This is a genomic window from Aquifex pyrophilus (assembly GCF_054656935.1).
On the sequence record NZ_BAAHXJ010000016.1, the window covers coordinates 60274 to 73711 of the forward strand.

Annotated in this window: 19 protein-coding genes; 13 read left to right on the forward strand and 6 right to left on the reverse strand. The window is 44.3% G+C overall.

The window, feature by feature from the left end; genetic code table 11:
• Entirely contained in the window at positions 1-1377 is a 1377-nt protein-coding gene (locus ACYQZ0_RS09005; protein ID WP_459776263.1) for an ion transporter, read from the reverse strand.
• 13 nt (positions 1378-1390) lie between these two features.
• On the opposite strand from ACYQZ0_RS09005, the gene ACYQZ0_RS09010 reads away from it, so the two are divergent.
• Genes ACYQZ0_RS09010 through radA form a run of 3 tightly spaced genes read left to right on the forward strand, consistent with a single transcriptional unit; the run spans position 1391 to position 4153 of the window.
• Positions 1391-2125 (forward strand): carbon-nitrogen hydrolase family protein, encoded by a 735-nt coding sequence (locus ACYQZ0_RS09010; protein ID WP_459776264.1) that lies wholly within the window; start codon positions 1391-1393, stop codon positions 2123-2125.
• A 2-nt stretch (positions 2126-2127) separates the two neighbouring features.
• Complete coding sequence (locus ACYQZ0_RS09015) at positions 2128-2811, forward strand: succinate dehydrogenase/fumarate reductase iron-sulfur subunit (RefSeq protein ID WP_459776265.1); 684 nt, start codon at positions 2128-2130, stop codon at positions 2809-2811.
• 7 nt (positions 2812-2818) lie between these two features.
• Entirely contained in the window at positions 2819-4153 is a 1335-nt protein-coding gene (radA, locus tag ACYQZ0_RS09020; protein ID WP_459776266.1) for a DNA repair protein RadA, read from the forward strand.
• On the opposite strand, the gene ACYQZ0_RS09025 is transcribed toward radA, so the two are convergent.
• The 4 genes from ACYQZ0_RS09025 to ACYQZ0_RS09040 are packed head-to-tail and all read right to left on the reverse strand — an operon-like array spanning position 4150 to position 6545.
• Positions 4150-4392, reverse strand: coding sequence for a cory-CC-star protein (locus tag ACYQZ0_RS09025; RefSeq protein ID WP_459776267.1), 243 nt, complete (start codon positions 4390-4392; stop codon positions 4150-4152). The two genes, radA and ACYQZ0_RS09025, sit on opposite strands and share 4 nt — an antisense overlap.
• Complete coding sequence (locus ACYQZ0_RS09030) at positions 4370-5614, reverse strand: aminotransferase class I/II-fold pyridoxal phosphate-dependent enzyme (protein WP_459776268.1); 1245 nt, start codon at positions 5612-5614, stop codon at positions 4370-4372. Before ACYQZ0_RS09030 ends, ACYQZ0_RS09025 begins: the two co-directional genes overlap by 23 nt.
• Positions 5607-5969: an RNA polymerase-binding protein DksA gene (dksA, locus tag ACYQZ0_RS09035; RefSeq protein ID WP_459776269.1), complete on the reverse strand. Its 363-nt coding sequence runs from the start codon at positions 5967-5969 to the stop codon at positions 5607-5609. The genes ACYQZ0_RS09030 and dksA overlap by 8 nt, the downstream gene beginning before the upstream one ends.
• An 18-nt stretch (positions 5970-5987) precedes the next feature.
• Positions 5988-6545 carry a flavodoxin family protein gene (locus tag ACYQZ0_RS09040; RefSeq protein WP_459776270.1) on the reverse strand — a complete coding sequence of 186 codons (558 nt, stop codon included), beginning with the start codon at positions 6543-6545 and terminating at the stop codon, positions 5988-5990.
• Between the two features lie 25 nt (positions 6546-6570).
• Here ACYQZ0_RS09040 and gmk point away from each other — a divergent pair, with 25 nt between their 5' ends.
• The 4 genes from gmk to ACYQZ0_RS09060 are packed head-to-tail and all read left to right on the forward strand — an operon-like array spanning position 6571 to position 9370.
• Positions 6571-7218 carry a guanylate kinase gene (gene gmk, locus ACYQZ0_RS09045; protein WP_459776271.1) on the forward strand — a complete coding sequence of 216 codons (648 nt, stop codon included), beginning with the start codon at positions 6571-6573 and terminating at the stop codon, positions 7216-7218.
• Positions 7202-7423 carry a DNA-directed RNA polymerase subunit omega gene (gene rpoZ, locus ACYQZ0_RS09050; protein WP_459776272.1) on the forward strand — a complete coding sequence of 74 codons (222 nt, stop codon included), beginning with the start codon at positions 7202-7204 and terminating at the stop codon, positions 7421-7423. The genes gmk and rpoZ overlap by 17 nt, the downstream gene beginning before the upstream one ends.
• The gene (locus ACYQZ0_RS09055) at positions 7420-8604 is read left to right on the forward strand and encodes a L,D-transpeptidase Cds6 family protein (protein ID WP_459776273.1); all 1185 of its coding nucleotides are present in this window, start codon (positions 7420-7422) and stop codon (positions 8602-8604) included. The genes rpoZ and ACYQZ0_RS09055 overlap by 4 nt, the downstream gene beginning before the upstream one ends.
• A gap of 1 nt (position 8605) precedes the next feature.
• Positions 8606-9370 carry a hypothetical protein gene (locus tag ACYQZ0_RS09060; protein WP_459776274.1) on the forward strand — a complete coding sequence of 255 codons (765 nt, stop codon included), beginning with the start codon at positions 8606-8608 and terminating at the stop codon, positions 9368-9370.
• On the opposite strand, the gene hisF is transcribed toward ACYQZ0_RS09060, so the two are convergent.
• Positions 9360-10121, reverse strand: a complete 762-nt coding sequence (hisF, locus tag ACYQZ0_RS09065; protein WP_459776275.1) for an imidazole glycerol phosphate synthase subunit HisF — start codon at positions 10119-10121, stop codon at positions 9360-9362. The genes ACYQZ0_RS09060 and hisF overlap by 11 nt on opposite strands.
• Positions 10122-10170: 49 nt before the next feature.
• Here hisF and atpB point away from each other — a divergent pair, with 49 nt between their 5' ends.
• From atpB to yidC, 6 genes are read left to right on the forward strand one after another with little or no spacing between them, the layout of a single operon-like run.
• The gene (atpB, locus tag ACYQZ0_RS09070) at positions 10171-10821 is read left to right on the forward strand and encodes a F0F1 ATP synthase subunit A (RefSeq protein WP_459776276.1); all 651 of its coding nucleotides are present in this window, start codon (positions 10171-10173) and stop codon (positions 10819-10821) included.
• 1 nt (position 10822) lies between these two features.
• Entirely contained in the window at positions 10823-11227 is a 405-nt protein-coding gene (locus ACYQZ0_RS09075) for a universal stress protein (protein WP_459776277.1), read from the forward strand.
• Positions 11228-11244: 17 nt separating this feature from the next.
• Positions 11245-11544 carry an ATP synthase F0 subunit C gene (atpE, locus tag ACYQZ0_RS09080; RefSeq protein WP_459776278.1) on the forward strand — a complete coding sequence of 100 codons (300 nt, stop codon included), beginning with the start codon at positions 11245-11247 and terminating at the stop codon, positions 11542-11544.
• A gap of 40 nt (positions 11545-11584) precedes the next feature.
• A complete protein-coding gene (gene rpmH / locus ACYQZ0_RS09085) occupies positions 11585-11728 on the forward strand; it encodes a 50S ribosomal protein L34 (RefSeq protein WP_010880061.1) in 144 nt (47 codons plus the stop codon).
• Between the two features lie 2 nt (positions 11729-11730).
• Positions 11731-11937: a membrane protein insertion efficiency factor YidD gene (gene yidD / locus ACYQZ0_RS09090; protein ID WP_459776279.1), complete on the forward strand. Its 207-nt coding sequence runs from the start codon at positions 11731-11733 to the stop codon at positions 11935-11937.
• Positions 11934-13436: a membrane protein insertase YidC gene (gene yidC / locus ACYQZ0_RS09095; protein ID WP_459776280.1), complete on the forward strand. Its 1503-nt coding sequence runs from the start codon at positions 11934-11936 to the stop codon at positions 13434-13436. Before yidD ends, yidC begins: the two co-directional genes overlap by 4 nt.
• The last annotated feature ends 2 nt before the right edge of the window (positions 13437-13438 follow it).

A 13438-nucleotide genomic window follows, 5' to 3' on the forward strand; every position in this document is an offset into this window, starting at 1 on the left:
TTAGATACTCGTCTTTTTCTTAACGATTATCAGCATATCTTCGGGGAGAACTTCAAAGTCCTTGTCGGGCATTACTATAATTTCGTCCCCCCTTCTTATGCCGAGCAAGATTTTTCCATCCTTTATTTCCCTTTCCAGCTCTTCAACGGTTTTGCTCTCACCTGCGGGAATTTCTTCGTAATCAACTTTCTCAATTATGAGGTCAAGAACGTCCGCCTTTTCCCTCTTTTTGAGGAAGTTTGAAATCATTAATCCCACAACTTCCCCGTCAACAACTATGTAGTCTATTATCTTCTTTCTCTTTATCGTCTTTGCGTTCTCACGGAGGAGTATCTCCGCTATTATCGTTGCCCTCGGATTTAGGTCTCTCACAAGCATAGCGGAAAGTATCGTTCTCGCATCTATTGAGTCTTCTGTAAGATTAACACCCTTCTCCGCAAGGATTATAACGACGCTTGCGTTCTCAACCCCTGCGTTCTTTAATACTTCCTCGCTCACGTAATCACCTTTTTTATAATAAAACTCCTTCCTCGGCTCAAGCTCCTGTTCCGTTATAACAACTACAGGTTTCATTCTCTCCCCTTTTTCCTCATAGAATTTCTTAAGGCTCTCGAGAACAACCTCTCCGGTTTCGTTCCATCCGCATATAACTATGTGGTTCTTCATTTCCCTAAAGCTAACCATACCCGCTTTTAACATATTAACGTAGTGAAAGAAGCTCGTGCTGAAGGTTGCGGTAATTAAGGAAAAGAGGAAGAGACCGCTTATCCCGAGAACCATGGCCAGAAATCTTCCCTCGGGAGTCTTCGGTGTTATGTCCCCGTATCCAACCGTTGTTGCGGTAATTATCACGTAATAAAGAGCATCGTATAAACTCCTTATGTTTGGATTTCCGCCGAGATGCTCAATAGAAAAAATTATAAGTATCAGAGAAAATATAAAAACAAAGAAAATAGCCAGTAAAAATATCAGTTCGTAGGCAAAATCCTTAAGAACGTTCTTGAAAAACGCAAAAAAGAAGTTATACCTGTAGGTAAGCCTGAGAACCCTCGCTATAAGGACCAATAACCTTATTATCCTGAAGGACTGGAATGTGGGAATTATGGCTATAAAATCAAGGATTGTTAAGGGATTCTTGAGATAGTTTAATTTATTTTCCGCTATTACATACCTCCCGACAAGCTCAAAGGCTATTATTAAGCTCGCAAAGTATTCAATATTCTTAACTATGGGATGTATGCTTGAATGAAAATCGTGTATTTCATCGTAAATAGTGAGTATTACCGATATGAATATAACCGTGAAGGAGAAGGTGTTGTAAATGTAAAAGACTACACTTCTGTCGTTTTCAAGAAGCTCGTAAAGAAGCTTTTTCATTATGGTATATTCTATGAAGCTATACGGAGTTCAGTTCAGGCAGAAATCCCCCCAGCATAACCTAAAGCTGGTCCTTGAATTCCTTGAAAAGGTTGAGGAAAACTCCCTCGTTCTTCTCCCGGAAATGTGGTATTCGGGATTTGATTACGAAAAACTTGAAGAACATGCAAGGAAAACGGAAGAAGTTCTTGAGGTTCTGAAAGATGTTTCAAGGAAAAAATCCCTCACGTTATGCGGGACACTTCCCGAAAAAACGAAGGAAGGTATAAAAAATACTGCCTTTTTGGTTGAAGATGGAAAAATCATAGGAAAGAGAGGGAAGATAAAGCTCTTCAAACCCTTCGGTGAAGATAAATACTTCATTCCCGAAAGGGAAAATAGCATTTTTAAAACAAAGTTCGGAAAGGTCGGGATACTCATATGCTTTGAGCTGAGGTTTACGGACCTCATTCTTGAGCTTCAGAGGGAGAAACCCGATATAGTTCTCGTTCCCGCCCAGTGGGGATACGCAAGGAGGGAACACTTCAGAGTCCTATCAAAAGCCCGTGCGATAGAGCTTCAGGCATACCTTATTGCGTCGGATACGTGGGGGGAGCACCTCGGTGTGAGATACGGGGGAAACTCAGGTATATACTCCCCTTGGGGAGAGGTCCTTTCCTTCTCCGAGAAGGGGGACACCCTTCTTTTCGCGGAGTATGACCCCGATTACTTGAAGGAAGTGAGAGAGAGTTTACCTATTAAAATTTAATTATGCTTTTAAAGTTAAAGATTTTCAGATACAACCCCGAGACTGGAGAAAGGAGATACGATTACTTTGAGGTGCCCTACGAGGAGGGAATGACCTTCCTGAGGGCATTCCAGAAGATAAAGGAGGAGATTGACCCTACCCTCTCCTTTCGGGCTTTCTGCAGGGCTGGGATATGCGGAACCTGCACCGTTTACATAGACGGATTTCCAAAACTCGCCTGCAAGGAGCAGACGCTCCCTTACATACTTATGGGGAAAACCGTCGTGGTTGAACCCCTTGATAAGTTTGAGGTGATAAGAGACCTCGTAGTTGACAACGAAGAGGTAATAAACCGAATGAAGAGGTTCAGGACCTGGATTAAGGAGTTCAAGGGAGAGGTAAGGATACCCCCCGAGATAAACAAGAAGATAGAGAAGGGAGCGGACTGCATACTTTGCAGTGCGTGCCAGTCCTACTGCCCCCAGGTGCTTGAGGAGGAGTATGCGGGCCCCCTTTTCTTCGCGAAGATTTACAGATTCCTTGAGGACCCGAGGGAGGAGAACAAGGAGTTCAGAATAAAGGAAGCCCTTGAGGGAAATCTTTACCACTGCCTTTCTTGCAATAAGTGTAATAACGCATGTCCCAAGGACGTTGAGCCCGCAACACTCATAAGGGAGTTGATGACGATAAAAACGGAGGTATCTTAAATCCCTCATGGGGAAAATGAAAAGCGTTTTTATATGTCAGAAGTGCGGTTACAGAGCGGTAAAGTGGCTCGGAAGGTGCCCCTCCTGCGGGAACTGGAACACCTTCCTTGAAGAGGTATATCAGAACAGCTCCTTCTCTCTCGTTAAGGAGGAATCAAAGGTTCTTCCGGTATCTTCTTGGGAGAGGGAGGAGCTAAACAGGGAGAGCACGGGATACAAAAGTCTTGATAACGCACTCGGAGGGGGAATAGTAAAGGGGCAGGTTATACTCATAGCGGGGGAGCCCGGTATCGGTAAGTCAACTCTTTTGCTTCAGGTATCGGATTACTTTGCAAGGGATAAAAAGGTTTTATACGTATCGGGAGAGGAATCGGGAAATCAGATAGCCCTGAGGGCTAAAAGGCTCGGAATAGAAAACGAGAACCTTCTCGTTTACCCCGAAACGAACCTCGAGAGAGTTCTAAACGTCCTTGAGAGGGAAACTCCATCTCTTTTAGTTCTTGACTCAGTTCAGACGATATTCTCGGAAAAGCTTGAGAGTTCCGCAGGCTCGGTAAGTCAGGTAAGGGAGGTAACATACAGAATCACGGAGTTCTGTAAGGATAAGGGAGTTCCCGCTTTCATAGTGGGACAGATTACAAAGGAGGGAAGCATAGCGGGACCAAAGGTTCTTGAACACATCGTTGATACCGTTCTCCAGTTTGAAGGGGAGAGGTTTAACTTCTACAGAATTGTTAAGGTTGTGAAAAACAGGTTCGGCTCAACGGGGGAGATAGCGGTTTTCAAGATGACGGACAGGGGACTTGAAGAGGTTCCCGAACCTTCCGCATTCTTCATAAGCGAGAAGGCAAAAGCCCCCGGAAGTGTTGTATTTCCCCATACGGAGGGGAGTAAGCCCGTTCTCCTTGAGATACAGGCACTCGTAATTCCCGCCCTTTACACAACGCCCCAGAGGAGAACTCAGGGCTTTGACCCGAACAGGCTCGCTCTCATACTCGCTGTTCTTGAGAAGGAGTCAAAGGTATTCACGAGGGACCAGGACGTTTTTATAAACGTTGCGGGCGGAATGAGCGTAAAGGAGCCTGCGGTTGACCTTGCGGTTGCCATGGCGATAGTTTCATCAAAGAAGGAAAAGGAGATACCCGAGGATATAGTTATATTCGGGGAGCTCGGGCTTTCGGGAGAGGTCAGGGCTGTTCACTTCGGGGACCTCAGGCTGAAGGAGGCGAGGAGGTTCGGATTCAGAAAAGCAATTATTCCCAAAAGCCTTGAGATAGAGATAGAAGATATGGAAGTTTACCCCGTTTCCCACATAAACGAGGCGATGGAAGTTCTCTTTTAACAGCACTTTATCCAGTCAAGGGGCGAGTTCGCTATGCCCATACGCTTGTGCCACTTGTGGAACTCATCAAGTAGCTCAGGATAAAGCTCAAGGAGGTAAAACTTGAAAGGCGTTGATATTCCGAAGTAATCAAGGAATAAAAGGAAAAGAAAAACTTCTTCAATCTTTTGGGCTTCCCTTCCGAAAGCCTGTCCGAACTTCAGCCTGTAAAACTCCTTAAGGATTTCTCTCAGTTTCAAGCTTTTTAACCCCCTTCTGGAGCTTCCTGAAGGCCCTCCTTATGCCCCTTACCGCCTGCCTAATCCTGTGCTCGTTCTCAACGAGCGCGAACCTGACGTATCCCTCCCCGTACTGACCAAAACCTATTCCGGGGGATACCGCAACCTTTGCTTCCCTAAGGAGAAACATAGAGAATTCAAGGGAGTTCATGTCTATCCATTCGGGAATCTTCGCCCATACGAACATTGTCGCCTTTGGTTTTTCCACCTTCCAGCCCAGCTTATTAAGTCCATCAACGAGAACGTTCCTCCTCCTTTCGTAAACCTTAGCTTTCTCCTCAACTATCTCGTAAGGGCTGTCAAGGGCTATTATTGAGGCGACCTGTATGGGCGTGAATATCCCGTAATCAAGGTAGCTCTTCAGGTGTGCGAGGTTCTTTATGAGAATCTCATTTCCGAGGACAAAGGCTACCCTCCAACCCGCCATGGAGAAGCCCTTTGACATTGAGTAAATCTCAACCGCAACCTCTTTTGCCCCCTCTATCTCAAGTATGGAAGGTGGCTTATACCCATCAAAGGCTATATCCGCATACGCAAAGTCGTGAATTATCCATATACCGTTTTCCTTTGCAAACCTCACAAGCTCCTTAAAGAAATCCCTCTCAACGGTTAAGGTCGTTGGGTTGTGGGGAAAGCTAACCACAACAGCCTTCGGCTTCGGCATTGCGGTTTTCACAATCTCGTAAAGCCTCCTCAGGAACTCCTCCTGAAAGTTCTCATCGGAGTATATAAGGGGTATTGAGTGTACCTCCCCTCCCGCTATTATGGGCGCGTAGTAATGTATGGGATAGGTCGGATTTGGAACGATTACCGTGTCGCCCGGTGAAATCATGGCAAGCATAAGGTGGGAGTACCCCTCCTTCGCTCCTATTGTGAGTATCGCTTCCCTTTCTGGGTCAAGTTTGACGCCGTATCTCCTCTCGTAAAAATCGCATATCGCTTTTCTCAGCCTCGGTATTCCCCTTGATGCGGAGTATCCGTGGACATGGGGTTTTTGGGCAACCTCACACAGCTTGTCTATTATGTGCTTCGCGGGAGGCATATTCGGGTTTCCCATACCGAGGTCAACTATGTCCTCCCCTTCTCTTCTCAGCTTATACTTAAGCTCGTTAACGAGGGAAAAGACATACTTTGGAAGTCTCTTTATCCTCGGGAAGGCCCAATCCATAGGGTCCTCAATCATTCTCCATCTCCTCTTCCAGCTCCTTACACTTTATACACATCGTGGTAACAGGACGGGCTTTTAACCTCTCGTAGGGAATCTCAGCCCCGCAGTTCTCACATATGCCGTAGTTTCCCATCTCTATCTTCATAAGTGCGTAATCTATCTTATGTAAAAGCTTCGCCTCCCTTCCCTTAATGCGGAAGGTTATGAACCTGTCGGTCTCAAGGTCCGCCCTGTCAATCTCGTCTCCCCCTTCAAAGGTAACGTTTGAGGGGTCCTTTATCTGCTCTTCGGCGGAGGCCAGTATCTTCCTCTTCATCTCAAGAAGCATAGCCTTAAGCTCGTTAATCTGCTCCTGGGTAAGATGGTGCAACTCTTCCTCCTTAAATAATTAATCTACGAATTTATCGGGAGATTTTCTCACCCTATCAAGGAGTTCCTTCTTCCCGTCAAAGTATATGGCTACGAACTCCGCAAGCCTCCTTCCGAGCCTCCTGCAGGCTTCCTTTTCCTCCTCGCTTCTCGGCTCTCCGGCAACAACAGCTCCGTAGTGTAAGGTGAACTTCTTCCCGACGTAGTCCGTAACGCCGAAAACGAGAAAACCGAAGTTCATAAGCATCGTTAGTATGGACATGCAGGCTATCTCGTTGCCCCCTCCCCATCCTCCGGAAGAAGAAAAGGCGCAACCTATTTTTCCGTCTATCTCTCCCCAAAGGTCTCCGATAACGTCGTCAAAGAAGCGTTTTATCTTCCAGGAAGCAAGACCCATATTTGTGGGAGAGCCTACCGCTATGCCGTCCGCCCAGAGAACGTCCTCCTTTGTAGCCTCGTCAACGTGCTTCAGTCTAACCTCCGTTCCCTCTACCGAACGGGCTCCCTCCGCAACGAGCTTCGCCATCTTCTCGGTGTTTCCCGTTCTCGTGTCGTAAATTATGAGCACCCTTCCCATAGTATAGATTTTATAATTTGATAGGATGGGAAAGCTCTTCGTTATATCCGCTCCCTCCGGAACGGGAAAAACAACGGTAGCGGAAAAGCTCCTAAGCGAGCTTGATAACCTGGAAAAGGTAATAACCTACACAACGAGAAAACCGAGACCCTACGAGAAAAACGGAGTTGATTACGTATTCATAACTAAAGAGGAGTTTGAAAAGAAGATAGAGGAGGACTTTTTCCTTGAGTATGCAAACGTTTACGGAAACTACTACGGGACCCCAAAAAAGGACATAGAGAGAATTCTTGAGGAGGGGAAGGATGCCCTTCTCGTCATAGACGTCCAGGGGGCTTTTAAGGTAAAGGAACTGAGGCCCGACACTATAACCATATTTCTCCTCCCTCCGTCACTTGAGGAACTAAAAAGGAGAATAGAGTCAAGGGGTTATAAGGACGATAACCTTGAAAGGAGGCTGAAGACCGCAAGGGAGGAAATCCCCTGTGCAAGATACTTTGATTACATAGTCGTTAACGACTTTCTCACCTCCGCGGTTGAGAAGGTGAAATCCATAATAGTTTCTCACAGGGTTTCAAGGGAAAGTATACTTAATAATCTTGATAAACTTCATCTGAACCAAGAGGTGGTAAATCTTCTCAGAGGAGGTAAGTGCTATGTCAAGGAGACCTAAGATAGAAGAAGCTCTGAAGAAGGTTGAGTCAAGGTATGAACTCGTTCACGCGGCGGTGAAGAGAACCCTCCAGCTCCTACAAGAAGGGGAGGACTTTTTCGTAACAAGGGGAGAGGAGAACTTAAAGAAAACCTTTGCCGCAATAGAAGACATAGCGGAAGATAAGGTTAAAGTAATAAGGAGAAAAGAAGAAAAAGAAGAATGATACTCCTTCTCCTCATCTCCCTTGCCTTTGCCTCCCTTGAGCTTGAAAGGGGAAACCTGAAAGCTCTTTTTGAAAAGTTCTCGGAAGGAAAGATAAATAAACTTGAGTTAAAGGTTCTTAAAGCCTACTTTGAAACGTTAAATCTTGGTGTGGAACCCTATATCTATTTCTACACAAAAGGTTTAATGCTGGAAAAGGAGGGAAAAAAGGAGGAAGCCATAAAGTACTACCTCAGGTCCATAAAGCTGAATCCCGGATATAATCCCTCTTATTACCGATTCAATTTCCTGATAAGAGAGGTTGAAAATAGGGAGTTTTACAGAAAGGAAATTGGGGAAATTCTTAAAAAAAGATTTGAGAATAAACCGCCTGTTATCGTAAAAAATCCCGAGAACCATTACATCTTTCTCGTTGAGAAGATGAGTCAATACCTTTTTGTATTCAAGGGGAACAAGCTCGTGGATATGTATCCCGTAACGACTGGAAGAAATATTGGGGATAAAGAAAGAGAAGGTGACGGGAGAACGCCCGAGGGACTATATTACTTCACGGAGTTTATAGACCCGAGGTTTTTATCGGATATATATGGGGGGATAGCGGTTGCCCTGAACTACCCGAACCCTTACGACAGGCTTCTTGGAAAGACGGGGAGCGGTATATGGCTTCACGGGAGCAACGAAGAGGACAGAAATAAGCTCCCATTCAGCACGAGGGGATGTGTTGTAGCGGAAACGAATGTATTAAAGGAGGATATAATCCCTAAGATAAACCTCAAAAATACGTTAATAGGGATATATAAAGTAATACCGGAAAAGCTTGAGCTTGAAGACGTTGAGGCCTTCCTGAGGAACTGGAAAAGGTCGTGGGAAAAAAAGGATTACGATAAGTTTATATCATTTTACTCAAAAAACTTTAGATGGAAAGGGGGAGGATTAAAGGAGTGGAAGAGCTATAAAAGGAGAACAATTCTCACAAAAAAGTTCATACGGGTAAAAATATCTAACCTGACGGTTTTAGCTTTCTCAAAGATAGGAGACAGAAGGCCCAGATATTACCTCGTTGAATTTCTCCAAGAGTATAATTCCGACACTTACTCGGACAGGGGAATAAAACGTATGTATATCGTGAAGGAAGGGGAAAGTCTGAAAATACTTTCCGAGGAGTTCACTATAATAAACTAAAATGGTCGTTATAATTCTGATACTCCTTTTAAAACTTACATTTTCGGGGGAGTTCTGCGGAATTAATTACGAGGTTGATATAAAACAAAAGGTATGGAGTGAGATAGGAAAATCCTTCAGGAGAACTGATGTAATACTCTATATCCCCCTTAAATACACGGAATTGGGCAAAAGCATAGAGGGGCTCTTAATAAATATGAAACAGAAGGGGAATAATGCGCGTATATATATAGAGGTAAAAAAGCCTTTAAGGGAAGATTGGTTGCTTGTAATTCCATTTAAAAACGCGTATGTTGAGGAATTCGCAAAAGTAGAAAAAATAAAGAATAATAAACCTTCTGTAAAGGAAGTTTTTACCGCCTATCCATTTTTTATTTCGAATGATAGGATTGAGTTTCCTATGCCTCCCTTAAATCCTACGGAAAAATTGAAGGTAAGTATAAAACATAGGGGAAATATAGGGAAACCTTTTGGTAAACTTAAGAAAGAAAAAAATATAAATATGGAAAAAGTTATAAAGATAGTTTACTCATTTGTCTTTCAGTACGGAAGGACTGAAACTGAAGATATGAACATTAAAAATTTAAGGGATTTAATTAACGTTCTCTCGGAGCTAAATAAGTTAGAAAGAGTTGAGATAATAGGTATGGCGGACGGAAAAACGAGAAATCCTAAGAAAAATGAAGAAGTTGCAAAAAGAAGGGCTTTATACATAGCTGAAAAGCTGTTGGGAAGGGAAAAAATGAATTGCCTCCTCAAGAAATAGGGCGAACGACTATTCCCCTTTTTGCGAGGTAATCCTTCAGCTCAGGAATAGATATCTCCCTGAAGTGGAAAACGGAAGCTGCAAGAGCAGCCTCAACTTTTGTTTCTTTAAAAACTTCGTAAAAATGCTCCAATTTTCCTGCTCCACCCGAGGCTATTACGGGAATGTTAACAGCTTCGGATATCGCTTTATTTAGCTCTATATCGTATCCGTCCTTGGTTCCGTCTCTATCCATTGATGTAAGGAGTATCTCCCCGGCTCCGAGGCTTTCTACTTTCTTTGCCCACTCAACCGCATCAATGCCCGTCGGAGTTCTCCCCCCGTGTATGTAAACCTCCCAGGAGTTTCCCTTCCTCTTTGCGTCTATCGCAACAACTATACACTGGGAACCGAACCTCTTTGCCCCCTCGTATATGAGCTGGGGGTTCTTAACGGCTGCTGTGTTTATTGAGACCTTATCCGCTCCGGACTCAAGGAGCTTCCTCATGTCCTCAAGACTCTTTATACCTCCTCCCACGGTAAAGGGCATAAAAACGGTTTCCGCAACCCTTTTCACAACCTCAAGCATTATGTTTCTCCCTTCGGCGGAAGCGGTTATATCCAGAAAGACGAGCTCATCAGCCCCCTCCTCCTCATACCTTTTTGCAACCTCTACAGGGTCTCCCGCATCTCTTAGGTTTAAGAACTTCACGCCCTTTACTACTCTACCTTTATCAACATCAAGACAGGGAATTATTCTCTTTGCGAGCATGGATTTTATGTTATAATCTTCTAAGCCATCAAGCAAACGGGGTAAGAAAATGGAGTACTCACACGTAGTTTACGGACTTATAAGTATAGCAATAGCCCTATTTGTGATACTGAAAGGAGGAAAACCTTCCCTTAAACCTACAAAATATCAGGCTCTTCTTGAAGGTTATATAAGATTCGTCAGGAATATGCTTCTTGAAAACGTGGGTGAAAAAGGTTTGAAATACGTCCCGTTGATTGCCACGATAGGAGTTTTCGTCTTCTTCGGAAATATACTGGGTATGGTTCCCGGATTTGAATCCCCGACCGCAAATATAAACACGAACCTTGCCATAGCACTCCTCGTTTTCTTCTATTACCACTTTGAGGGATTTAGGGAAAACGGACTCGCATACCTTAAGCACTTTACGGGACCCATTCCGTTAATGGCTCCCTTCTTCTTCATAGTTGAGATAATCTCCCACATTGCGAGACCCATTACGCTCTCCCTCAGGTTGTTCGCAAACATGAAGGCGGGAGCACTCCTTCTCATAACCCTTGCAAGCCTCGTTATAAAAAATCCCTTTACTCTGGTTGTTTCCCCGCTGGTTCTCATATTCGTAATAGCTATAAAGTTTCTCGCCATCTTTATACAGACTTACATCTTTATGATTCTTTCGGTTGTTTACATCGCCGGAGCTGTAGCACACGAGGAGCATTAAGATGAAGGCACTGCTCGTTTTCACGGATACCTTTTCGGACTGCGAGAGGGCTCTCCGCTTTGCTGTTGACTTTACTCAGAAGCTGAATGCGGAGCTTGAGATACTCGTTGTCCTTGAGGACCTCTACCACCTTGAGAGGGGAAGCACTACATTTGGCATGCCCGTCCCTCCCGATGTAAAGAACGAGGCTGTGAGAAGGGTTGAAAGGAAACTCAAGGAGAACTGGGAAAAGTATGCGTCGGAGGGACTTCCGAGCGTTAGTTATAAGGTTGGCCCCCTTCACGAGGAGGTTAAAAGGTTCGTTGAGGGGAAGGAATACCAGTTAATTATGTGGGCTTGTTACCCTTCCGCTTACTTGTGTAAGATAATAGACGACCTTAATACGGCTTCACTTATAATCAAATAACTTGAAGGAGGTAGGCGATGAAGAAGTTTCTCGCACTCTTAACCGCTATGATGCCCGCACTTGCGATGGCGGCTGAAGGAGAAGCGTCAATAGAGAAGGGGCTTTTATACCTCGGTGCAGGTCTCGCAATAGGGCTTGCGGGACTCGGAGCCGGTGTAGGTATGGGTCACGCAGTTAGGGGAACTCAGGAAGGTGTTGCGAGAAATCCTAACGCAGGCGGTAGGCTCCAAACCCTTATGTTCATAGGTCTCGCATTCATTGAAACGATTGCCCTTTACGGATTGCTCATAGCGTTTATACTTCTCTTCGTTGTTTAAGCCCTCTCCCTTTTTCCTTTATTTATAGGAGGAGAGAGATATGGTAACGGAAGGATTAAAACCGCATATATCTATCAAGAAGAAGAAGAGAAAGAGCGGTTTCCTTGCAAGAATGAGAACAAAGTCGGGAAGGAAGATAATAGCGAGGAGAAGGAGAAAGGGAAGGAAGAGACTCGCACCTTAAGTATGAAAAAGGCTTTTATACTGATTCTTAGGTTCTGGCAAAGGTTTATATCTCCTTTATATCCCCCCTCCTGCAGGTATTACCCTACCTGTTCGGAGTATGCGGTTCTTGCGGTTGAGAAGTATGGCGTTCTTAAGGGAAGCATTAAGGCATTTTTGCGTATCCTGAGGTGCAATCCCCTTTTTAAGGGAGGAGTGGATTATCCATGATGGACAACGATTCCCAGTTCTGGAAGAGATTTCTAATATTCACCCTTTTGATGTTTATTTTCATACTCGGTTACGAGTTATTTTATACATACTACTTTAAGCCTCAACAAAAACCTCTAAAAAAAGAAGAAAAAAAGGAAAAGGTTGAGGTAAAGAATGTAAACCTTCCCCAGCTTATGCTGGGAACTTTCAGGGAAAAGCAGGAGTACAAGGAAAGTGTAAACGTAGAACTCGGGAATTACTCCCTTGAAATCTCAAAGAAAGGAGGAAAAATCTTAAGATTTATTGATAAAAAATACAGCTTTAACTTAATATCCGAGGTTGAGAGAACCTACAAGATATTCCCCCTTGAGGTATTCACGGGCGATACGGAGCTTGACAGGGAACTGAACTTCGGCGAATACGATATTGTAACCAAAGAAAACAAAGTTGAGATAATCCATAAAAATCTATCCTTCAAAAAAATTCTTACCTATAAAAACGGAGCTATTGAGCTAAGGCTTGAAGGTATAAACAAACCCTTCTGGGTTTTTGTGGGAAGTCCTCCCGACGATGAGGCTTTTTACACCCACATTGGACCCGTCTTTAAGATAAACGGAGAGGTTGTTAGATACGATATAGACGAGCTAAAAGGTGTTAACGAGTTTTCTGGAAATATCCTCTTCGGAGGAGAAGAGAGCAGGTATTTCTTCAAAGGGGTGAAAGAACACGCTAAACACCTCGTTTACAGGGTTAAGTATAAGGAAGGCTATACCGCTTTTTCGCTTTTCCTTTACGATTCACCGAAGGAAGTTTACATAGGGGCAAAGGATTACGCAAGGCTTAGGGAGCTGGGGCTTGAGGATACCCTTGACTGGGGAACGTTAAAGCTTATCGTAAAGCCCCTCTTTATATTCCTCTACTGGATATACGAGCACACGGGAAGCTGGGTTATCGCGATAGTTGTTCTCACATTCATAGTCAGGATTTTCCTCTTTCCCCTCGGTTATAAGAGCACTGTCTCAATGATGAAACTCCAGGAGCTTGCCCCCAAGATAGAGAAGATAAAGCAGAAGTATAAGGACGACCCCGTAAAGATGCAGGAAGAGATGATGAAGCTTTACGCGGAAACGGGCTTTAACCCGATGTCTGGATGTCTTCCCCTTCTCCTCCAGATTCCCGTATTCTTCGCCCTTTACAAGGTTCTTATAATAACGGTTGACCTGAAGGTAAGCAGTTTCCTCTGGATTCCAAGCCTTGCGGATAAGGACCCCTTCTACATACTTCCCGTCCTCATGGGTGCCACGATGATACTCCAGCAGAAGTTAACTCCCTCTCCCGACCCCAAGCAGGCTATGGTCGGATATATAACCGCCATCGCCTTTACCCTTCTGTTTATAAACTTCCCCGCGGGACTTGTCCTTTACTGGACCTTGAACAACATACTTAACATAGCTCAAAATTATCTTATAAAGGATGTTCTCTTAAAGACCGATAATAAAAAGAAGGGAAGGGGCTGATT